Raw genomic sequence first — 22,382 nt, 5'->3', positions numbered from 1 at the left:
CGGCATGGCAGCGCAGGTCAGCATCATCATGGGCTCCGACTCCGACTGGCGGGTCATGGAGGCGGCGAAGGCCGTGCTCGATGAGCTCGGCGTCGCGGCGGAGGTCGACGTCGTCTCGGCGCACCGCACGCCGCAGAAGATGGTCGACTTCGCGCGCGGCGCCGCCGACCGCGGCGTGCGCGTCATCATCGCCGGTGCCGGCGGAGCAGCGCACCTGCCCGGCATGGTCGCCTCGATGACGCGGCTGCCCGTCATCGGCGTGCCGGTGCCGCTGGAGCAGCTCGACGGGCTCGACAGCCTGCTCTCGATCGTGCAGATGCCGGCCGGCATCCCGGTCGCCACCGTCTCGATCGGCGGCGCCCGCAACGCCGGCATCCTCGCCGCCCGCATGCTGGGCGCCTTCGACGCCGAACTGGGCGCGCGCCTGGACGCCTTCGCCGCTGACTTGGAGCGCCAGGTGGACGGCAAGGCGCAGGCGCTTCGTGAGCGCGTGACGATGGGCGAGCGCACGGAATCGGGCGCATGACGCTGCTGGAGACCGGCACGCCGATCCGCCATCCAGACTCGCGCCGCCCGGACGTCATGCAGCGCCGCGGCTGGTGGCTGGTCCTGATCGGCTTCCTGCTGCCCGGCAGCGCCCAGACGCTCGCCGGCAGCAAGCGGCTCGGCCGCATCGGGCTCGTCGCCACCGGTGTGCTGCTCATGCTGCTCGTGATCGCCGGAGTCATGTGGTTCGCCGCCCGCGGCGCGCTCATCACGATCGTCGGCAACTCGATCGGCCTGCTGGTGATCGAGGTGCTGCTGATCGCCTACGCCGTCCTCTGGCTCGTGCTCGGCCTCGACACGCTGCGGCTCGCCCGCCTGCGCAAGGTCAAGGGCAGGGCCCGCGCGGCCATCGCGATCGTCGCCGTGCTGGCCACACTCGCGCCCGCGGCATTCGCCGGCTACGGGGCGACCCTGGTCGACGCCACCCGCGGCCTGGTGGGCAACATCTTCGACTTCGCGCGGCCCGCCGTGGAGCCCGTCGACGGCCGCTACACCTTCCTGCTGCTCGGCGGCGACGCCGGCGACGACCGCGTCGGCCTGCGCGCCGACTCGATGACCGCCGTCACCGTGAATGCGGAGACCGGAGCGGCGACCATGATCGGCGTGCCCCGCAACCTGCGCAATGCGCCCTTCTCGGAGGGCTCGCCCATGTGGGGGCCGTGGCCGAACGGCTTCGACTGCGAGTCGAGCGACTGCCTGCTGAACGGCACCTACACCTACGGCGAGGCGAACCCTGAGCTCTACCCCGACGCGGTCGCCAACGGCTCGAGCCCCGGCATCGAGGCGACCCGCGACGCGGTCGAGGGGGTCACGGGTCTCGAGCTGCAGTTCTTCGTGCTCGTCGACATGCGCGGCTTCGTCGACCTCGTTGACGCGCTCGGCGGCCTCAAGCTTGAGGTGACTGAGCGGGTGCCGATCGCCATCGAGGGTGAGCCGGTGCGCGACTGGATCGAGCCGGGCACGCAGACCCTCGACGGCCACGACGCGCTCTGGTACGCGCGCAGCCGCGCCGGCACGAGCGACTACGACCGGATGGCGCGGCAGCGGCAGGTGCAGGAGGCAATCATCCGGCAGTTCACGCCGCAGGCGCTGCTGACGAAGTACACGCAGCTCGCCCGGGCGGGGCAGGACATGGTGCAGTCGGATGTGCCGCAGTCGATGATCGGGTCGCTGTCGGAGCTCGCGCTCCAGACCCGGCAGCTGCCGATCACCCAGCTCGAGCTCGTGCCAGACTCGGGCGTGGTCACGGGAGATCCCGACTTCGAGCAGATCCACGCCATGGTGCAACAGGCGCTCGCCGAGGCGGATGCGGTGGTGCCTCCCACCGAGTCGCCCGCGCCGTAGGCGTTAGAGCTCGGCCTGCAGCTCCCACACCTGCTGGGCGGCGCCCTCCCAGGTGAAGGCCTGCGCGCGGTCCTGCGCGTGCAGGCCGAGGCTCGAGCGGCGCTGGTCGTCGCCCAGCAGCTCAGCCAGTGCGCTCGCGAGCTCGTGCGGGCCGCCCTCGACCGCGACGCTCGTGCCGCCGGCGATCTCATCCAGCGAGCGCGTCGCGGGATGCACCGTCGCGGTGCCGAGCGACCCGGCCTCCAGCAGCGACAGCCCGAGCGCATCCTGCTCGTTCGTGTGCAGGTGCGCGAGCGCCTGCCGGTAGGCGGTGGCGAGATCAGCGTCCGAGAGGTCGCCGAGCATCACCAGCCGGCCAGCCGGGATGCCCGCCTCCACGGCGATGGCGGCGAGGGTGGTGTCATCCCACTCGACCGGACCCGCGACGACGACCCGCACATCCGGCATCTGCGCGCTCGCGATCGTCTCGACGAGCCGCTCGGCGTGCCCGCGGCCGCTCGGCTGCGTGAGCGCGAGCACGTACGCCTCCGGCAGGTTCAGCGCGCGCGCCGGCGGCACGGCGGCTGCTGCGAGCAGCGCGGCCGAGGGCGCGGGCGGCACGACGCGGAGGCGTCCCGCGGCGGCTTCGTCGAGCAGCGCGAGATCCTCGGCGACCGCGGTCGTCGGCACCACGATGCCGTCGGCTCGTGCCAGGGCGCGGCGGAGCGCACGGTCGAACCAGCGCTGCTTGCGCTCCGAGCGGTCGGAGAAGGGCTGCAGGCCGTGCACCGTGACGGTGACCTGGTCACCCTCGACGCGCTCGCGCGGGAGCGGTGCCATGAGGCTCGTCGCGTGCACCAGGCCGTGCACCGGGATGGTGGTGATGCTGTGCAGCCACGCCTCGCGCAGCTCGCGCGCGGGCACCGCGGTCTGCCGCAGCTCGGCGAGGCCGGGCAGCTGCACCTGCGCGCGCGCCGCCCGCGCATCGGTGATCTTGGGGGAGAGCCCGCAGACCTCGAAGCCGACCGGCGCGGTGGCGATGAGGCCCCTGGTCATCTCGGCCGAGTACCGCCCGACCATCGTGGTCGACTGCTCGGCGACCTCGTCGAGCACCACGGTGAGTCGATCGCTCATGCGGCGTCCTGCCAGTCTCCGCGGCGGCTCACAGCGCGGCTCGTTCCTTCAGCGGCTCCCACCAGGAGCGGTGGTCGCGATACCACTGCACCGTCTCGGCGAGGCCCTGCTCGAACGGCACCTGCGGCGCGTAGCCGAGCTCGCCGACGATCTTCGAGATGTCGACCGCGTAGCGGAAGTCGTGGCCCTTGCGGTCCTCGACGTGCTGCACCGACGAGCCGTCGCGGCCGGTGGCCTCGAGCAGCAGCTCAGTCAGCCGGCGGTTGCTGAGCTCGGCGCCGCCGCCGATGTTGTAGATCTCGCCCGGGCGGCCGCCAGTGAGCACCAGCGCGATGCCGCGGCAGTGGTCGTCCACGTGCAGCCAGTCGCGCACATTCTCGCCGTCGCCGTAGAGCGGCACCGGCAGCCCGTCGATGAGGTTCGTGACGAACAGCGGGATGAGCTTCTCGGGGAAGTGGTAGGGCCCGTAGTTGTTCGAGCAGCGCGTGATGCGCACATCGAGCCCGTGCGTGCGGTGGTAGCTGCGAGCGAGCAGGTCGCTGCCGGCCTTCGACGCCGAGTAGGGGCTGTTCGGCTCGAGCGGGCACCCCTCATCCCACGAGCCCTCGGCGATCGAGCCGTAGACCTCATCGGTCGAGACATGCACGAAGCGGGGGATGCTGTGGCGCAGCGCCGCGTCGAGGAGGCGTTGGGTGCCCACCACGTTGGTCTCCACGAAGACGGAGGCGTCGCGCACCGAGCGGTCGACGTGGCTCTCGGCGGCGAAGTGCACGATCGCGTCAACACCCGGCAGGATGCGGTCGAGCAGGCCGGTGTCGCGGATGTCGCCGTGCACGAAGCGGTACTGCGGATGCTCGGCGACGGGGGCGAGGTTGGCCGGATTGCCCGAGTACGTGAGCGCGTCGAGCACGGTGACCGATGCGCCCTCGAGCCCCGGCAGTCGGTCGCCCAGGGTCATCCGGGCGAAGGTCGAGCCGATGAAGCCGGCGCCGCCGGTCACCAGAATCTGCACGTGTGGTTCCCTCCTCGCGCCGCCCCGCCGACGCACGGCGTCACAGTCTACGCGGCGGTTCGAGTACTGAACTGCGCAGGGCGCCCGAGCGCAGAGCAAGCCGCCACGCCGGAGAATTGCCAACTTGCTAACCTGTTCCGGTCACGAACCCTGGAGATGCTTCGCAATGCGCCCCCGTCACCTCGCCCTCGCCATCGCAATGATCGGAACCGCCGCCCTCGCCGCTCCATTGGCGGCTCCGCCGCCCGCGGCGCATGCCCGTCCGTTGTCGGAAGGGACCTTCGTCGACCGGCCCACGGTCGACGAAGCTACCGAGGTATTCGATGGCATCAACGCCTATCGCGTGCAGCAGGGTCGTGCGCCGCTGCGCTTCATGCCCGCGCTGCACGAACTCGCGGAGGACTGGGCCGAGACGCAGGGCGAGAATGACACTTTCCAGCATCGCTCGGGCTTCCTCGGGCTCTATCCGCCTCGCCCCGCCGGCGGCGGCGAGATCATCGCGTGGCGAACCGACAGCAACCCATCCGGGCTGGTAGCGCAGTGGATCAACTCGCCGGCGCATCGCGACCACTTGCTCGGCAACTACACCCACATGGGGCCCGGCGTGGTATTCGCCACCGGTTACCAGGGGCGTACTGGCACCGCGATGCTGGGGGTGACGAACTTCGCACGGTACACCTCGACCTCGGCCGCGCCGTCGTTCGCGAGCGTGGAGGGCTGGCGCGTCGCGAGCGGAGAAGCCGTGCATGACGTCATCGGGCAGGTCACGTCGGTGTCCGCCTCAGCCGACGGCGCGATCGTGGTCCGGGGCTGGGCGTATGACGGCAGCGATGCGCGCGCCACCGTGAACGTCTCGTTCTGGGTCAAAGGCCAGCCGGCGGTCGTGGCCGCTGCGAACCGGCCCTCACCGGAACTCGCGGCAGAGCAAGTCGTGGGCAACCACGGCTTCGAGGTGCGGATGCAGGCACCTCAGGGTGCTGTCGCAGAGGTGTGCGGCCAGGCGAACAACGTCACCGGTCCAGGGGACCGCATCTGGTTCCCCTGCATCTCGCGCGATATCCCAGCTCCGCTCGAGTTCGTCCGGATCCCCGCGCGCGATACCCAGCAGGCTTCCGTCGACCTCAGCGTGCAGCACAGCGAACCCGCGCTCGTCCAAGAGGTGTACCTGGCGCCGAGTCACGTATACTTCGAATCGCTCCTCGCCGCTCCGGCGGCCGCACGACAGGATCGCGCGCTGCTCCTGGTGGATCCCGCAGGTCCCTCATCCGCGCTGCTGAGCGAACTCCGGAGGCTGGCGCCCGCGACGGTGACCGCCGTCGGCCTGCCCGACGTCCTGCCCGAGTCGACACTGCGCGCCGTCCGCACTGCGCTGCCGCAAGCGAACGTCGCGCGGGTGCAGGGTAGCGACGTGCCCGAGATCTCGACGAACTTCGCGCGACAGGAATTCCCGGGCGCCAGGAGCGCCTACCTCACCGCCATCAGCGCCGTCTCTGACGAGATCTCCGCATCGTCCGCGGCGGCACGAGCGGGAGTGCCACTGATCCTGACGGATCGAGTGGGCGATCTTCCGCAGGCCGTCACCGCGTACTTCGCGGAGGCGCGCCCCGAGGCCGTGCGCGTTGTCGGCGGCAGCCCTTGGCTTTCGGGCACTCACGAGCGACAGGTCGAAGCCGCAACACCGGTGACGGATGGGGTCGCGGTTCGCGGCGCCGATCGCTTCCAGACGAATGTTGCGGCCCTGGCCTCGAGCGGCGGAGGACCGGCGGAGGCCGTGTATCTCGCTTCTGCCCTGAGCTTCGGCCATGCTGCCGTGAGCAGCGCCATCGCCACCGGCACCGGACCCGTTGCTCTAACCTCAGTCGAATGCGTGCCGCCCGACACGCACGACTTCGTGGCCGATACCGTGCGGCCCTCGACGATCGTGGCGATGGGAAGGGAATGGACCGTCAGCCAGTACGCCGCGGACTTCGGCCGCTGCGCGAGTTGACGACGCGATTGCGTCCGCAACTGCCCCGTAGACTGCAACCCGGACACGAAGAGGGGACCGAATGCGCGGCATCATCCTGGCGGGTGGGTCAGGAACGCGGCTGTGGCCGATCACGCGCGGCATTTCGAAGCAGCTCGTGCCCATCTTCGACAAGCCGATGATCTACTACCCGCTGTCGACGCTGATGATGGCAGGCATCCGTGAGGTGCTGGTGATCACGACGCCCGAGCACGCCGATCAGTTCAAGCGGCTGCTCGGCGACGGGTCGGAACTCGGCATGCGCATCGAGTACGCCCAGCAGCTGAATCCCGAGGGGCTTGCGCAGGCATTCCTGATCGGTGAGGAGTTCATCGGCGACGAGCCAGTCGCGCTGGTGCTGGGCGACAACATCTTCCACGGCGCCGGGCTCGGCTCGAGCCTGCGCGCGCACAGCGAGATCGACGGTGGCCTGATCTTCGCCTACCGGGTGTCGAACCCGCGCGCCTACGGCGTGGTCGAGTTCGACGAGGCGGGAACGGCGGTCTCGATCGAGGAGAAGCCCGAGCAGCCGAAGTCGTCCTTCGCCGTGCCCGGCCTCTACTTCTATGAGTCCGGCGTCGTCGATGTGGCCCGAGACATCCGCCCCTCGGAGCGCGGCGAGCTCGAGATCACCGCGGTCAACGAGCATTACCTTCGCGATGGGCGCCTGCAGGTGCAGACGCTCGATCGCGGCGTCGCGTGGCTCGACACGGGCACCTTCGAATCGATGATGGCCGCGAGCGAGTACGTGCGCGTCATCGAGCAGCGGCAGGGCACGAAGATCGGGTGCATCGAGGAGATCGCCTGGCGAGCCGGTTGGATCGATGACACGCAGCTGGCCACCCTCGCCGCACCGTTGGTCAAGAGCGGCTACGGGCGCTACCTCGAGCAGCTGCCGCAGCAGGCGTAGCGGCGGCTACCAGAGGCCCAGACGCAATATCAGGTCGAGCCAGCGGCGCTCTGCCGGCTCGCGACGCAGCTCGGGCACCAGTCGGCGCAGCGCCGCCCGGGAGGCGAAATCGTTGCGCTGGAACAGCGGCGCGATGCGCTGCAGCCGCGACTGCGTCTCGCCCGTCGCGAGCGCGGCGGCGAGTGTCGCGATCGACGCGCACTGCCGACGGTAGTCGCCGCTGGCGAGCCGGCGGACGCGTCGCAGGGCGGGCCGGATACCAGTGTTGGCACCGGTGGCGTTGCTGTCGTGCTGGCGGTAGTCGATCGTCGGCGTGGGATCGATGCGCCAGCGACGGCCGGTCGCTCGCGCGATCGCGTAGACGATCCAGTCGTGCGGCACCGTCTCGTCGACGAGCGGGTGCGCGCCGATCACCTCGCGCACGGCCGCGAACAGCCGCGCGGTGAGCACGAACGTGCAACCCGGCCCGGCCGACTCGAGCAGGTAGTCGAGCTTGGTCTGCGGCTGCGACTTCTCGAGATACTCGGTGCGCTCGGCGCCGTCGGGCTGCACCCAGTAGGCGGTGACGGAGGAGGAGATCGCGTCGAGTTCGTGCTCGGCGATCAGCGTGAGCTGCCGCTGGAAGCGGTCGAGGTGCCAGCGGTCGTCCTGGTCGGCGAGCGCGACGACCGTCGCACCACTGACGTCCGCGTCGCGAATGAGCCGCAGGAAGTTGGCCTGCGGCGTGCCGAACCTGCCGGGTTCGAGGATGACGATGCGCTCGTCATCGAACCCACGCAGGATCTCGAGCGTCGCATCCGTCGACGCGTCGTCCGAGACGATCAGGCGCACCTCGACCCCCTGCTGATCGAGGATGGTGCGCACCTGCTCCTCGACGAATGCCGCGCCATTGTGCGTCGCCATGAGCACGGCGACGAGCGGTTGCCGAGCCTGCGCATCGGGAACGGTCTTGTCGGGCAAAGCGGTCTCCGTCGGTGGACGCCGCGAGGTGCGGGCTGACCGCCTAGGGTACCGACCATTCATGTCCGTCGAGTAGCACGAAGTAGCACGGTGCACGGGAATCCCGATGCCGCCGGCGCGCGGAGCTGCGCTGGCGAGCTGGCCGACATCTCCAGGGCCGTCGACGCGAACGGGCTGTGGCGCCTCGGGCGTTCCCAGGGCGACGCTCGAGCGGCAGGACCGTCGGCGCCCAAGGCCGCCAGGCTGCGCGTGCTGCGCACGTTCTCGTAGTCCGCACGAACTCGTCCCGGGCGTTCGCGTCCCACAAGTTCCCGTTCGTCTACGCTGAGGGCGATGACTGCTGCAGCCACGCGCCTCGCGATCGTCGCCCATCGCGATCCCCGCGGCGAGGTCGGCGATCGCGTCGACCTGCTGGTGGCGGGCCTGCGCACGATCACCGATCGCGTCGTGCTGGTCGCGGATGCGCTCAGCGCGGCCGGGCGTGAGCGCGCCGACGCGCTCGCCGACCGTGTGGTCGTGGCGCAGGCGGGTTCCGTGCTGGCGCTGATCGCGGCGGGCCTCGCCGCGGTGGACGACGAAGTCTGCGCGGCTGCCTCGGTGCTCGTGACCGACACGGAGCGATACGGGCCGCTGCCGGATCGCGACATGCTCGGGATCCTCGCGGCCGGGGCGCCCACGACCGGTGCGTGGACCTGGACGCCGACAGCTCCGCGGCAGCATCTCGAGCCCTCGCCCTGGCTGTGGGCGCACCGTGACGCGTTCGATGGCGAGACCTGGCGCAGGTGGTGGCGCGCCGCTCGCGACGATCGCGACACGCTCGGCGTGCATGACCTGGTGCTCGCGCTGCAACGAGGTGGAGCCCGCGTGTCAGCAATCCGCAGCCACCAGGACGAGCGCATCCAGCGGGCAGTGCTCGAGGTGCCGCTCGAGCAGCCCTTCTTCGAGCGTCTCCTGTTCACCGCCGACCCGGGGGACCTGGAGCAGCACGCGCTCGGTGACCCTGGTGCCTGGCGGATGTTGCAGGGCAGCGGCTATCCGATGCGCGTCATCGCGCGTGACCTTCAGCAGGCTGCTCCGCCGCGGCAGGTGGCGACCACTATCGGCGCCATGCGCGTGCTCGAGCGGTGGCCCGAGGAGCTCAGTGCTGGTCCCAGGCCGCGGCTGGCTGTGATCGCGCACGTCTACTACCCGGAGGCGCTGCCTGAGATCGGCGTGATGCTGCAGCACATGCCGGTAGACTGGACGTTGATCGTCACGACCGGCAGCGAGGAGTCGAAGGCTGCCATCGAGCATCGCTTTGAGCGCGAGGTCAGCAGTTGGCTGCAGCGCCTGCAGCACTTCGAAGTGCGCGTGGTGGAGTCCAACCGAGGCCGCGACATCTCGGCCTTCCTTCTCGGCTGCTCGGATGTGCTGCGAACGGATGCGGCGGGCGGGCATCCGTTCGACGTCGTGCTCAAGCTGCACTCCAAGCGCTCGCCACAGGATCCGTATCCGCGCGCGACGCGGTTCCAGGAGCACGTGCTCGGCAGCCTGCTGGGTGCGCCCCATGCCCTCCTCCAGCTCTTCATCGACGAGCCCGAGCTCGGCATGGCCATGCCTCCGCAGATCCACGTGGGTTACCCGACGCTCGGCCGCGCGTGGTTCGGCAACCGGCCGCTCGCCGAACGTCTCGCGAGACGGCTCGGCATCGACGTGCCTTTCGACGACGGCTCGCCGCTCGCGCCCTTCGGTTCGATGTTCGCCGCCCGCCCGGAGGCGTTGCGGCCGCTCGTCGACAGCCTCGGCTGGCATGATTTCCCCGACGAGTCCGGCTACCGCGACGGCGGGGTCGCGCACGCTGTCGAGCGCCTCTTCGCCTACGCAGCCATCAGCGAGGGCTACATCGTCCGCACCGTCACCTCCCCCGAGGTCGCCGCCGAGTCCCACCAGATGCTCGAGTGGAAGCTGCAGGAGATCCTGCAGGATGTGCCGGGCACGTCGCGCCAGCAGGTGCAGCTTGCGAGTGCCGCGACCCGTGCAGCCGCAGCGGTCGCAGGCCCGGCGGTGCGCGTGCTGAAGGGGCTCAGGCTCGCGGCACGCAGAGCGCTATGGAGCGGGAGGGGAGCTCGATGAGCCGGTTGCTTGTGTTCCCGGCGTACCGGGAGAACCCGTTCCTCGACCTGCTACACGGCAGGCTGCCGGACGAGATCGACGTGGACGACGAGGTGGAGCTCGACGCTCTGCTCTCCTCGCTGAGGATGCGACCGCAGGACACGGTCCTGCACATGAACTGGACCAATCCGATCGCCCAGCGCACCCGGAATCCGTTCGTCGCCGCGCGTGGCGTCTGGCGGTTCGTGCGTGCGCTGACAGAGGCGAAGCGCGCCGGCATGACGATCCTCTGGACGGTGCACAACGTGCTGCCGCATGATGCGCGACACCGGTGGGTCGAGCGCTCACTGCACCGGAGCCTCTCCAGGCTCGCGGACACCATCCACATCATGTCCATTTCGACGGCCGTCGCCGCAGCCCCAGAATACCGGCTGCCACCCGACCGCACCGTCCGCATCCCTCATCCGAGCTACTTCGGTGCCTACGGGCCGCGCGAGGATCGTGCTGCGGCGCGTGAGCGGCTTGGCATCGGCGCCGACGACCTCGCACTGCTCATGCTCGGACAGATGCGTGCGTACAAGGGGGTGCGTGAGTTGATCGAGGAAGCGGGGACGGCGACGCGGCAGTCGGGCCGGGTCGTGCTGCTGCTGGCCGGCAACGCGACCGAAGATGAGGCTGCGGTGATCAACGCCCTCGTGGAAGACCACGGCGTCGAGACGGTGCGCCAGTTGTCGTTCATCGACGCGGAGGCGGTGCCGGGCTGGCTCGCGGCGGCGGATGTCGTGGTGCTGCCGTATAGCCACATGCTCAACTCGGGCAGCATGATGCTGGCCGCGACCTTCGCGCGGCCCGTGCTGCTGCCCGACGATAAGGCATTGCGGCAGGAGCACGGTGACCGTGGCTGGGTGCACTGGTACGCACGCACTCCCGGTGGACTGCGCGCCGCGATCGAGCAGCTGCCGGTCGGAGACGAGCTCGCCTTCGCCGCGGCGCTAGCCGATGCCGGCAGGTGGACGCCGCAGGACGCGGGGACGGCGTTCGCCGGCGAGGTGCGTGCGCTGCTGGCCCGCTCAGGCGCGTCGCACGCGCAGCACGACCGGTGACGAACCGCTGAACGAGACCCGCAGGGAGACCGAGCTGAGCGGGCCCGGCGTTGACTGAGCATGGACCGCGAGCTCTGCAGGCGCTCGGTGCCTGCGCGTGAGTCTGAGCGCGAGTGTGAGCTCGCGACCCACCATTCTGCGGGTTACGGGCAAGGTCGCTCTCCAATGCAGGACGCCGTCGTGGCCACGGGCGGCATCGAGCGAGACCAGCTGCGTGAACCGGCTGGAGCGGCCGCGCACGACGAGCGCGATTGCTTCAGAAGGATCGGGCGATTCATGCCCGGCGATGATTCCCTCGAACAGCACGTGATGGTCGTCAAGCATCACGCGCCGCAGGCGTGCAACTCTCAGTGGCATCCGATCGAGCACGGCCCGCGCGGACGCCGCGTGCTCGCCCACCGGCAGGGTGGCGGGCGCGCTGACCACTGCGACCGCGGTGAAGGCAGCCGAGCCGATGCGATCGATCTGATCGCGCGCGCTCTCCACCAGCCGCGCTGCGACATCTTGCGGGCGCGCGAGCCCGAACGCGACCGGCGCAAGCACCCGGTTGACGAGTAACTCTGCAGCCATGCGCGCTTCGACGGCGTCGTCCGTGTCGAGCTGCGAGGCAGCTTCGAGCGCCGCCACGGCCACGCGCGTGCCATTCCGGCGATCCGGCGAGGTGAGGGGACCCGAGTCCGTCGATGCTCCCAGCACCCAGCGACGGCTTGGAGCGCCTGCGGCGAAGAAGGCAAGTGCTGCGGTGCGGAGAGGATCGAGCCTGCGCGGCGAGGGCCCGATCGCAGCCAGAATGTCAGCGGCGAGGGACTCGACGCCGATCGCGAGATCGCGCTCGATCGCCGTGATCTCTGCAGCGCGGCTCCACCATTGGTCAAGCACGTGCCCGCCGACATAGTGCTCGATGATGGTGCGATCGTCGGTCGCGACCGCCGTGGCGACAGTGGCCCGCGCCTGCGAGATCCAGTCGCGCAGCGTGCGAGCGCGCATGTAGTCGGCGCTGACGGTCTCCAGGTGCCGGCGGTGCAGGTAGACGGACTCTGGCACAACGGCGATGCGCCCGGCGGCGAGTTGCAGCCGGAGCATCGGGTGGATGTCCTCGCATTGCACGCCCTCGGGGAAGCGAACTCCGGCGCGGTCTATCAACTCGCGGCGGAAGAGCTTCGCCCAGACGACGTGGTCCTCGAGCAACGACGGCGTGTCGAGGATGTCGTAGACGCCCGCGCTCGCGAAGTGCGGTCCCTGCATCGTCCAGTACCGCATCCGCCGCCGGCGCCTGCCGCTGAAGAAGTCTTCGCCGATCCCGGTCGACATCTCGGTGTCGCCGGCGCGCATCGCGGCGATCAGTGATTCCAGCGCGGTCGGCTGCAGGATGTCGTCGGAGTCGGCGAACGCGATCAGGCTGCCTTTCGCGGCGTCGAGGCCGAGGTTCCGAGCAGCTCCGATGCCGCGGTTGGGCGCATCGATCACCCGGAAGCGAGCATCGCTTGCTGCATACGCGCGCGCGACGTCGATCGAGCGGTCGGGTGAGCCGTCGATGACGAGCACGGCTTCCCACTGCATCCAGGTCTGGGCGAGCATGGAGTCGAGCAGCGCAGGCAGCACCCGCTCCGTGCGGTACACGGGCACGATGATGCTGATCAGCCCAGCCGCGGGCTCAGTCACGGCCAGAGACCTCCTCGATGAGCTCGGCGTAGGCGCGCGCCATCGCGTAGGGCGAGCGGCGCCGCGCGTACGCCAGGGCCGACTCCCGCACCGCAGGATCGCGGAACCAGCCATCCTCGATGCTGGCACGGATCGAGGAGACCGCGTCGGCCGGGTCGAAGAACCGCAGCCATTGCTCGTCGCCGAAGTCGGCGGTGATCGTGTGCTCGTCCGGCAGCAGCACGGGCAGCCCGAACGTCGCGGCGAGATGCATCGTGCCAGAGTTCAGGATGCGCTCGTATGGGAGCACGGCGACATCGGCCGCCGAGAACCAGGCGGCGACTTCGCTGTCCTCGATGAAGCGCAGCGCGCTGGTGACGCGCATGTCGGTCTGCGCCAGCTCGGCGATGCGCTCGCGCAGGTCGGGCGTCGGGTTGCCCGCGAGCAGCAGTTCGACCTCCGCCGGGGTGCCCTGCAGCTGGGTCGCAGCCTCGAACAGGTGCTCGAGGCCCTTGTACGGCCGCATCTGGCCGAAGAAGAGCGCCTGCGTGGTCGTGGAGGACGAACCGATCGCCTCTCGAGCGGCGGCACGCTCCATGCGGGTGCCGTAGATCCCTGCGTAGGACGAGTGCGGCAGCACCCGCACCTTCTCCGGCTGCAGTCGGTACAGCTCGCCGATCGCCTCCTGGGTGGTCGTGCCGAGCACGTGGACGACGTCGGCGATGTCGGCGAGACCCTGATGCAGGCGCACGGCGGCGAGCGGGAATCGCGTATCGTGCGGCAGCACATTGTGCACGGTCCAGATGATCGGCCTGCCGCGCTCGCGCGCTGCGACGAGACCGCGCAGCACCGCCTCGACGCGCTTCTCGGCATCCTCGGGATCCGTCGACTTCTCGATGATCGGGCTCGTCCAATGCACGTGCACGACGCCCGTCGCCGCCCGGTCCTCGAGCTCGCGAACCAGCTGCGGGTGCTCGACCGTGCCCGGCATCGACGCGCCCGATCCGCGCACCTCGGTCTGCAGCATCGCCATGTACGGGTTCGAGCCCCAATTGGGGAAGGTGAACACGCGCCGGGGCGTGCGAGCCGCAGGTGCGGCCGCGCGCCGTCCGGTGCGCTCGACGCGTGCACCGACGGTCAGCCGCGTCTCGCCTCCGAGGGCGACGAAGAGGGAGACCGGGCGAGAGCGCAGGTCGACCTGGAGCGACGACGGGTGGTCTGCGGAGACGACGACCGGCAGTTCGACCCGACGGCCGTGCCGGCTGTCCCGTCGCAGCCAGAGGTCGGCCTTCTCGAGTGCCTCGAGATCCTCTGCGGGAATGACAGCCTGCCAACTGACCGGACCCGGCTCCTGCGGCGGCGATGCGACCGTGACCGCGACGACACGCGGCCTGCTCGAGCCCCGGTCGACGACGGACAGCCGCAGTACGTCTTCCGCCTCCAGCGGCCGGTCGAGGTGCACCGACCCTCGCAGCACGAGGCCGCGCGCCTCGAGCCGGATCGCCGTGATGCCCGCCGTGAACGGCAGCAGCGAGCGCCAGTGCTCCCGGGCCAAGTCTGCGACCGGGGAGGCGTCGTCGCCGAACGGCGAACCCGGGAGTCCGATCGAGATGAGCACGTCGGGGGCGGTCGCTTCGACGCCGCGGATCGCAGCCGCGACGACCGTCGCGTCATCGATCCAGCCGCGACCGGCCGTGCTGAGCACCTGCGAGAGCAGTAACTCGGCGGCCAGCCTGTCCTCGAGCGGATCCGTGCGGTCGAGCAGATCGACGGCGCGGAGCGCGGCTCGCGCGATCGCGGGCGCGCGCTCGGGCCCAGGGGATTCCAGCGGGCTGATGGCCACCTCCGGGGTCTGCCCCCTGCCATCGAGGTCATCGCGCAGCGCGGCGGCCAGTTCGCGCCACCGTCGCGAGGGCACGCCCGCAGCGAAGGCGCGCAGGACGCTCGTCCGGAGCGTGTCGAGCGGATCAGGCTCCCGCCCCGCGACGTCGAGCATGTCGGCGGCGAGGCGCTCAACGACCACGAGCAGTCCGGAGTCCTCGATGAGCGTAAAGCGCTCCGCGCGCGTCCACCACTGCGAGAGCGTGTGCTTGAGCACATAGTGGTCGCGCACGTGCTGCTCCGGCACCGCAGCGATGAGACGCAAGGTCCTGGTCGCCTGCGTGCCCCAGTCACCGAGCGTTTTGGGTCGCAGATAGTTCGCGCTGATGGCACTGCCGTGCCGACGATGCGCGTAGATCTCGGCGGGCACGATGGCGGTCAACCGCGCGGCCAGCTCGAGCTGCAGCGCGGGGACGATGTCCTCGGTATGTGTGTGCTCGGGGAACTCCAGCCCGATGCGATCGATCAGCGACCGGCGGAAGAGCTTCGCGCAAACGATGCTGTCCTCGATCAGGCTGGGCATGTCGGTGAGTCGATAGGTCGCCCAGCGTCGGGAGAACTGAGGGCCGCGCATCGTCCAGTACCGGACGCGGCGGGGGCTGTCGGGGAAGAAGTCGTAGATGATCCCCCCGGCCATGTCGGCTTCGCCGCCCTCGAGCGCGGCCACCAGCACCGAGAGCGCCTCCGGCTCCAGCAGATCGTCGGAATCGACGAAGGTGATGTAGCTGCCCCGTGCGATCGCGAGGCCCGCGTTGCGAGCCGCGCCGGGTCCGCCGTTGGGGGTGACGAGCACCGTGAAGCGACTGTCCTTCGCGGCGTAGCGACGCGCCACCCGTTCGGAACCGTCCGGCGATCCGTCGATGACGAGGATCGCCTCCCAGTTCGTGTAGGTCTGCGCCAGGAATCCGTCGAGGCAGGCGCCGAGCATCTCTTCCGCCTGGTAGATCGGTACGATGATCGACACGAGCTGCGAATCGTCGCCAGCGGCGTCTGATGCGATCGGCATGCAGCCTCCTCACGAATCTGACTGGCCCGAACCATTGTAGGAGGAAGAGTGACGTCACCCGGATCGACTGTCGACTCGCCGTCGGTGAGCGTCATCATCCCGACCTACAACGTGGGCGAGTGGGTCGGGCAGTTGGTTCAGTCGCTGCGTGCGCAGACGCTGGCGGACTTCGAGGTGATCGTGGTCGACGACGGCTCGACGGACGACACCCTCGAGCGGCTCGCTGAAGCAGCCGACGGCGATGGGCGATTCCGGGTGCTGCAGAACATTGGCAAGGGCGCAGCCCGCGCGCGCAACCATGGCATCGCCAATGCGGGAGGCGAGTACCTCGCCTTCGCGGACGGCGACGACATCGTGCCAGCCGACGCCTACCGGTTGCTGGTGGAGCAGGCGCGGACCACCGATGCGGAGATGGTGCTCGGAAACCATCTCGTGATGGAGGCGCAGCGGCTGACGACGCGCGATCAGAGCCTGCCGCTCTACGACCGCGTCCGCATCGGCGTCACGCTCGCCGAGGAGCCTCAGTTCGTGCGCGAGCGCGTGTGCTGGAACCGCATCATCCGTCGAACCAGTTGGCAGGCCGCCGGCATCGAGTTCGCCGATGCGCGACGGTCGAACGACATCCAAGCGATGATGCACGCCTATACCAGTTTCGCCTTCGACGTCATCCCCGAGCCCGTCTATGCCTATCGCCGGCGCATCGGCACGACCTCGATGACCTCGTCGAAGCAGCAGTCTGGCCCGGTTACAGACCACTTCACCCAGGAGATCGCCTGCCGCGATGCCATCGCGCGCCTGCGCGATGGCGAGCTCAGCAAGCGCTACTACGCCAGCATTCTCGAGTTTGACATCTGGGCACACTGCATGGGCGCGGTGCTCAGCGAGGACGATGCCTTCGATGAGGCGCGGAGTCTGCTCGTCGAGCTCGTGTCGGCGGCGCCTCGGGGAGCCTTCGACGGGCTGGATCCGCTGCGCCGCGTCGTCTATGGCCTTGTCGCGCGCCGAGGCTGGGCGCTCGCGGCCGCCATGATCACCGGATCCGGTGCGGAGGGGCTCGCGGCGCTGCGCGCCTCTGGCGCCAACGCGCAGATCACGGCTGCGGTCGTCGCGGATCGTGGCGCGCATCGAGCGATCGCCGAGCTCGCGCGTCGTGACCTCATCGCACCGATGGCGCTCGCGAGCACCACGGATGACGATGTGCGCAGATTGCACGCTCTCGCGGCCGGTCTCGTCGAGGCGGGACTGTCGCCGGCTGCGCTGACTCGGCACGAGCGAGCGCTCCTGAAGCTCGACTCTCACGTGCCGGTCGACCGACTTCGCGAACGCGCCGCGCTCGCGAAGTCGGCCGGCTCGCTCGGCACGGCCGCCCGTCAGGCCGCTGGCGTCCTCCGCGCAGTGCGATCAGGCAGCCCGCGTGCGGTGCTCGAGGCCTCGCGCCAACTGCGCGGCCATCACGTGCTGACGCTGGTGAGCGAGGTCCGGCCGCACCACGTCCTCACGGGGCTGCGTCGCGTTCGGGCGCGACTGCGGCGGCGCTGAGAGGGCGCGGCGCCCAGAGATCCGCTGGGAAGGCGGCCTCGAGCGGGGCGGGATCCCACTCGAGCGGTGGCAACGGGCCCATCGCGAGCGCTGCAGCGACGGTCGCCGCGAGTTCGAAGGGGCGGCGGCCCGTGCCCTCAGCGTAGTCGTCGTACTTGAAGCGGTGCTCAGCGCCCGAGCGCATCGGCCGCACCGGCACCCCCATGGCCTCTGCGAGCACGATGCCGTGGAGCGAGGAAGAGACGACGACCTCCGACTCCGCGATCGCATGGATCACGTGCGCGAACGGCTCTGTCGGCTGCACGAGCCATGGTTCGCCCAGCATTGAAGGCAGGTCGTTGAGGTTCGGGATGACGCTGAGCGGTCGTGTCGTCGGGCGCCTTCGCGTCAGCTCGGGCATGAGCCGCGGCAGCAGGAGGGCGGGGTCGCCGAACACCGCGGGGCAGTCGATGCCGGCCTCGGCGAGCACCGCTCGCGTGAGCGGACCCCTGACCGATCGAATATCGAGGCTCGTGGACGAGATCGCGTTGGCGATCTTGCCGTTGATGCCCGCGCCCCAGACGACATCGCCGTCAGCGGCGAAGTGGAGCACCGACCCGACGGAGAGGAGTCGCGCGAGCGCCTTCGGCACGGGCACGGGCGCGCCCTCGTCGCTCGACAGCGGCTCCTCGGGTTCCGAGAGCGTCGGAGGAGGAGCAGTGTCGAGGCCATGGGACACCGCCATCGCGCGGACGACCTCGATGGCGAGTTCGTCGCCGAAGTTCACAGGCTGGTGTTCGGGAATGACCGCTCGGCGCATGGGCAGCCAGCGGAACACTTCGACCTCGCCCAAGCGCACCCACTTCGGTTGCGAGGGCAGGCGATCGTCGGGCGATGGCGCGGACACAGGCATAGCCTATGAGAGCGGGCCTCGCCATCCGTCATCCCTGCACTCAGCGGGTAGACTCCTGTGCCCATGTCGCAAGCACGAAGCAGCGAGAGCGGATGACGGGCGGAGCACAGCTGTCAGAGGTGCGCCCGCGCAGCGGCCGACGCACCGACATCCAGGGCCTGCGGATGCTGGCCGTGGTCGGCGTCGTCGTCTCGCACTTCTGGAGCTGGCCGGTCGGCGGTTTCGTGGGTGTCGACGTCTTCTTCGTGATCTCGGGGTTCCTGATCACCGACCTGCTGCTGCGCGAGCACGAGCGCAGCGGACGGATCTCGTTCGTCGACTTCTATCGGCGACGCGTCAAGCGCCTCATGCCGGCAGCACTGCTCGTGTTGATGGCGACGACCGTCGGATCGGCGCTGCTGCTGCCTCAGCCTCGTGCCCAAGGAGCCGCCGTCGACGCGGGCTTCGCCGCGCTGTTCTCTGTCAACTGGCGACTCGCGGCGGTCGGCACAGACTACTTCGAGGCGGGACGGGCGCCGTCGCCGGTGCAGCATTACTGGTCGCTGTCGGTCGAGGAGCAGTTCTACATCGTCTGGCCACTCGTACTCGCGATCGTGCTGTGGGCGGCCGCCGCACGGCGACGGAAAGCGATGCTGCTGCTGGCGGCGGCGGTCGTCACCGCCGCGTCGTTCGCATGGGCGCTGCATGAGACCAGCGCAGCGCCCACTCTCGCGTACTTCTCGACGCTGTCTCGGGCATGGGAACTGGGCGTGGGCGTGCTCGTCGCGGTCGCGGCGCGGATGACCCGGCGTCGGCTGCCGCGCGCGATCGCTCCCTGGGTCGGGCTGATCGGGTCGGTGGGCATCCTCGCGAGTTTTCTGGTGGTGCTGCCCGCGCCCGGCTTCCCCGCGCCGAGCGCGCTGCTGCCCGTGCTGTCGACGGCGGCAGTGATCGTGGCCGGGCTGGGCGCCGATGCCCAGTACGACCGCATAAACGTCCTGCTCACCAATCGGCCGGCGCAGCTGCTCGGTGAGGTCTCCTACTCTCTCTATCTGTGGCACTTCCCGATCGCGGTGCTTGGCGCAGCAGTGCTGCCGCCGGACTCGCTGCTGCGCAGCGTGGGGGGTGTGTTGCTCTCGGTAGCGCTCGCGTGGCTCAGCTTCCGCTTCGTGGAGGACCCGGCGCGTCGAACGTCTTGGCGGCCCGGAGTGCGGCGGTGGCGCGTGCGTCGCTTGGCTCTGGTCACGGTGGTGGCCGCCGCTGTTGTCGCTCTCACCGCGACCGCGACGGTGCACCTCGTCCGCCCGACGCAGGCAGTCGCGGCCGAGGAGGCGGGTGCGCCGGGCTGCGTCGGCGCCGACAGCCTGCTCAATGAGTGCGGCCCCGAGGATCTCTCCGGCGTGCTCGCTCCTGGAGTCGACGCGTTCGAGGACGATGCGGGTTCCATGTATCGGTGCTGGCGGCCCGAAGGAGGGGAAGCAGTTCCATGCACGGTCGGGGATCCGGACGCTGACACGCGAGTGGCGCTCGTCGGCGACAGCCACGCAGCGATGCTGCTGACCGCATTGGAGCCTGCCGCCGAAGAGCGGGGCTGGGCACTCGACACGTTCCTGGGCTACGGGTGTCAGTGGCGCGACGGCGATCCGACGAGCGACTGCGAGGCTCCGAGACGGGAGATGATGGACCAGCTGGAATCGGGCGCCTACGACATCATCATTACCTCTGGCGCGCGGTGGGCCGCGACCGATGAGGGAGCAGCGGATGGTTACGCCGCCGCTTGGCAGCGCGCCGCAGACCGCGGTGCTCGAGTAGTCGTCGTCGGAGACGCGCCTGAGGTCTCCGCTGAGGCGCTGGCCTGCGTGCAGCGCATCGGGATGGATCCTCGACGGCCGCCCTGCGTTACGTCCCACGAGGATGCGTTCGCGCAGGTGGATCCGATGCCGGCCGCCGCACGCAAGGCGGATGCGGCATTCGTCGATATGACCGATCTGTACTGCACGCCTGGGGGATGCCCCGCAGTGATCGGTGGTGTGGTGGTCTATCGCGACACGGTCGGCCACGTCACCGCCACCTACATGGAGACCGTGGCGCCGGAGCTCGTCGAGCGCATCGCCGCCGCTGCTCGTTGAGGAGCCGATGATACTCTCGATGAGTACGGCGCCCGGGACCGGGCCGGGTGAGTGGAGGAGCATGGCGAGTGCCGCAGCTGGGCGATCGAGCGCTCGGCACATCACCCTCAACCTTCTGAAGAACCTCACGCTGCGGGAGATCCGCTCCGAGTACAAGCGCACGGTGCTCGGGCGAGTGTGGTCACTCATCAATCCGCTCGCGCAGGTAGCGATCTACGGGGTGGTGTTCGGCCTCATCTTCGGGGCGGAGCCCGAACCCGGCATCAACTCCGGCATCCACCTCTTCGCGCTCTGGCTCGGGGTCGGCATCGTCACCTGGGGCTTCATCAACATCGGCATCCGTGAGGCGATGCAGTCATTCCTGGCTTACCAGGGCCTGCTGAAGAAGGTCTCGTTGCCGCGATGGACGCTGCCGGCCTCGAAGGTGCTGGCTCGCACGGCCACGTACCTCACCGAGATCGCCGCTGTCGCCGTGATCTGCGGCATTCTCGGCGGCTGGGAGATCCTGCTGCGGATCTGGATGCTCGTCCCGCTCATCGCGCTTACTGCAGTGTTCATCTACGGCATCGGTCTCCTGCTCGCGATCGGCATCATCTACTTCCGCGACATCGAGCACTTCTGGGGGATCCTCACCCAGATCTTCTTCTACGCATCCGGTGTCATGATCCCCGGCAGCACGGTCGCGACGGTGCAGACCGAGACGCTCGACGCGGGTGGCTACACGTTCCTCGGCGGTCCGGTGCCGCTCTTGGCGCTGTTCGAGGCGAATCCCGTGTACCAGTTCCTGACCGCCTACCGCCGCGTCGTCTACGACTTCGCGTTCCCCGAATGGCAGCTGCTGCTGTCGCTGTCGCTATGGGCGGCGGGCGTGCTCATCGTCGGCCTGTTCGTCTACCAGCGCTTCCAGGCCCGCATCGTGGAGGAGCTCTGATGGGCGAGGCTGCCGTCGAGGTGCATGGCGTCTCGAAGAAGTTCCGCGTCTACCACGACCGCAACCAGTCGATCAAGGCGACGGTCCTCAAGGGCGGGCGCGCGAAGTACGAGGAGTTCTGGGCGCTCCGCGATGTGTCGCTCGAGGTGCCGAAGGGAACGACGTTCGGGCTGCTGGGGCTCAACGGTTCCGGCAAGTCGACGCTGCTGAAGTGCATCGCCGGCATCCTGCAGCCCAACGCGGGTCACATCGTCACCCGCGGCCGCATGGCGGCGATGCTGGAGGTCGGATCCGGGTTCCACCCCGAGCTCTCAGGCCGAGAGAACATCTACCTCAACGCAGCGATCCTGGGCATGAGCGACCGCGAGGTCGACGCAAAGATCGACTCGATCATCGATTTCGCCGGCGTCGAGCGCTTCATCGACCACCCGGTCAAGAACTATTCCAGCGGCATGTATGTGCGGCTGGGATTCTCCGTCGCCATCCACACGCAGCCCGAGCTGCTGCTGGTCGACGAGGTGCTGGCCGTGGGGGACAAGGACTTCCAGGCGAAATGCTTGGGCAAGTTCGAAGAGTTGAAGGCAGCGGGGAAGACCGTCGTGGTCGTCTCGCATTCGATGGGCACGATGCGCACGTTCTGCGATCGCGCGGCCTGGCTCGAGCAGGGCGTGCTGCAGGATGTCGGAGATGCATCGGCGATCGTCGACGACTACTCCGGCTCCGGCTCCGGCCCCGGCCCCGGCCCGCAGGCACCTTCGTCCGCCGCGCTCGGCGATCGCACCGTGCACATCTCCGCGGTGCGGGTGCTGCGACCGGACAACGAGGAGCCGGTCGAGGTCGGTCCAGCGGAGCGGCTGCGGATCCGCGTCGAGTTCGAGGCTCGGGAGCGGATTCTCGACCCGGTGTTCACGCTGTCGATCACCAACGCGCCGCGATGGGTGCTGCATCGAATGCTCAGCACCGATTACGGCTGGGATCCCGGAGCGATCGAGCCCGGTGCGGGCGCGTTCGAGGTGGAGATCGACAGCCTTCCGCTCGTGGCGGGCGAGTACGACATCAACATCGACATTCGACCGCGCGGAAGCTCGCTGACCTCGGTGAACGCGCAGGGGGCCGGGACCATCCGAGTCGGCTCTACCGGGCTGGTGAGCTCACGCAGCTCGCTCGCGCTGCCCGCTCGCTTTACGGCGCTCGAGCAGGGCTGACGTCCGCTCGCGCATTCCGCGCGACGCGCCCGGGGAACCTCGGGCTTCAAGTTCGGCTTGAGGGTTCGCTAGGCTGTGCGAGGTTTCGTCCCCCA

General features: G+C 69.5%; 16 protein-coding genes. 10 read left to right on the top strand and 6 right to left on the bottom strand.

The features are described from left to right. The first annotated feature begins 4 nt into the window (after positions 1-4). The gene (gene purE / locus J1M46_RS08030) at positions 5-526 is read left to right on the top strand and encodes a 5-(carboxyamino)imidazole ribonucleotide mutase (RefSeq protein WP_206447337.1); all 522 of its coding nucleotides are present in this window, start codon (positions 5-7) and stop codon (positions 524-526) included. Further along, on the top strand, positions 523-1,890 hold the full coding sequence (locus J1M46_RS08025) for an LCP family protein (protein WP_206447336.1): 1,368 nt from the start codon (positions 523-525) through the stop codon (positions 1,888-1,890). The genes purE and J1M46_RS08025 overlap by 4 nt, the downstream gene beginning before the upstream one ends. 3 nt (positions 1,891-1,893) lie before the next feature. Here J1M46_RS08025 and J1M46_RS08020 read toward each other — a convergent pair whose 3' ends face one another. After that, positions 1,894-3,003 (bottom strand): glycosyltransferase family protein, encoded by a 1,110-nt coding sequence (locus J1M46_RS08020; protein ID WP_206447335.1) that lies wholly within the window; start codon positions 3,001-3,003, stop codon positions 1,894-1,896. A gap of 28 nt (positions 3,004-3,031) precedes the next feature. After that, on the bottom strand, positions 3,032-4,015 hold the full coding sequence (gene rfbB / locus J1M46_RS08015; RefSeq protein ID WP_206447334.1) for a dTDP-glucose 4,6-dehydratase: 984 nt from the start codon (positions 4,013-4,015) through the stop codon (positions 3,032-3,034). 199 nt (positions 4,016-4,214) lie between these two features. On the opposite strand from rfbB, the gene J1M46_RS08010 reads away from it, so the two are divergent. Beyond that, positions 4,215-6,002, top strand: a complete 1,788-nt coding sequence (locus tag J1M46_RS08010; protein ID WP_206447333.1) for a CAP domain-containing protein — start codon at positions 4,215-4,217, stop codon at positions 6,000-6,002. 61 nt (positions 6,003-6,063) lie between these two features. Further along, positions 6,064-6,930, top strand: coding sequence for a glucose-1-phosphate thymidylyltransferase RfbA (gene rfbA / locus J1M46_RS08005; protein ID WP_206447332.1), 867 nt, complete (start codon positions 6,064-6,066; stop codon positions 6,928-6,930). A gap of 6 nt (positions 6,931-6,936) precedes the next feature. Here rfbA and J1M46_RS08000 read toward each other — a convergent pair whose 3' ends face one another. After that, positions 6,937-7,890, bottom strand: a complete 954-nt coding sequence (locus J1M46_RS08000) for a glycosyltransferase (protein WP_206447331.1) — start codon at positions 7,888-7,890, stop codon at positions 6,937-6,939. Positions 7,891-8,223: 333 nt separating this feature from the next. Here J1M46_RS08000 and J1M46_RS07995 point away from each other — a divergent pair, with 333 nt between their 5' ends. Together J1M46_RS07995 and J1M46_RS15775 are read left to right on the top strand one after the other, a co-directional pair. Then, the gene (locus J1M46_RS07995; protein WP_206447330.1) at positions 8,224-10,002 is read left to right on the top strand and encodes a rhamnan synthesis F family protein; all 1,779 of its coding nucleotides are present in this window, start codon (positions 8,224-8,226) and stop codon (positions 10,000-10,002) included. An 80-nt stretch (positions 10,003-10,082) separates the two neighbouring features. Beyond that, positions 10,083-11,084 carry a glycosyltransferase gene (locus J1M46_RS15775; protein WP_206447329.1) on the top strand — a complete coding sequence of 334 codons (1,002 nt, stop codon included), beginning with the start codon at positions 10,083-10,085 and terminating at the stop codon, positions 11,082-11,084. Here J1M46_RS15775 and J1M46_RS07985 read toward each other — a convergent pair. Beyond that, positions 11,052-12,746, bottom strand: coding sequence for a glycosyltransferase (locus J1M46_RS07985; RefSeq protein WP_206447328.1), 1,695 nt, complete (start codon positions 12,744-12,746; stop codon positions 11,052-11,054). The two genes, J1M46_RS15775 and J1M46_RS07985, sit on opposite strands and share 33 nt — an antisense overlap. Further along, positions 12,739-15,612, bottom strand: a complete 2,874-nt coding sequence (locus J1M46_RS07980) for a glycosyltransferase (protein WP_206447327.1) — start codon at positions 15,610-15,612, stop codon at positions 12,739-12,741. Before J1M46_RS07980 ends, J1M46_RS07985 begins: the two co-directional genes overlap by 8 nt. Positions 15,613-15,660: 48 nt before the next feature. Between J1M46_RS07980 and J1M46_RS07975 the strand changes: the two genes are divergently transcribed. Then, positions 15,661-17,151: a glycosyltransferase gene (locus tag J1M46_RS07975; protein WP_206447326.1), complete on the top strand. Its 1,491-nt coding sequence runs from the start codon at positions 15,661-15,663 to the stop codon at positions 17,149-17,151. Here the strand turns inward: J1M46_RS07975 and J1M46_RS07970 are convergent. Next, on the bottom strand, positions 17,108-18,037 hold the full coding sequence (locus tag J1M46_RS07970; RefSeq protein ID WP_206447325.1) for a polysaccharide pyruvyl transferase family protein: 930 nt from the start codon (positions 18,035-18,037) through the stop codon (positions 17,108-17,110). The two genes, J1M46_RS07975 and J1M46_RS07970, sit on opposite strands and share 44 nt — an antisense overlap. Before the next feature lie 98 nt (positions 18,038-18,135). Between J1M46_RS07970 and J1M46_RS07965 the strand changes: the two genes are divergently transcribed. The 3 genes from J1M46_RS07965 to J1M46_RS07955 all read left to right on the top strand — a co-directional run bounded on the left by J1M46_RS07965 (position 18,136) and on the right by J1M46_RS07955 (position 22,287). Then, a complete protein-coding gene (locus tag J1M46_RS07965) occupies positions 18,136-20,151 on the top strand; it encodes an acyltransferase family protein (protein WP_206447324.1) in 2,016 nt (671 codons plus the stop codon). Positions 20,152-20,212: 61 nt separating this feature from the next. Next, positions 20,213-21,082: an ABC transporter permease gene (locus tag J1M46_RS07960; protein ID WP_206447323.1), complete on the top strand. Its 870-nt coding sequence runs from the start codon at positions 20,213-20,215 to the stop codon at positions 21,080-21,082. After that, positions 21,082-22,287 (top strand): ABC transporter ATP-binding protein, encoded by a 1,206-nt coding sequence (locus tag J1M46_RS07955; RefSeq protein WP_206447322.1) that lies wholly within the window; start codon positions 21,082-21,084, stop codon positions 22,285-22,287. Before J1M46_RS07960 ends, J1M46_RS07955 begins: the two co-directional genes overlap by 1 nt. Positions 22,288-22,382: the final 95 nt, after the last annotated feature.

The sequence above is a fragment of the Agrococcus sp. KRD186 genome, assembly GCF_017168255.1.
Lineage (GTDB): Bacteria > Actinomycetota > Actinomycetes > Actinomycetales > Microbacteriaceae > Agrococcus.
This window is presented reverse-complemented; position numbering and strand designations above follow the sequence as displayed.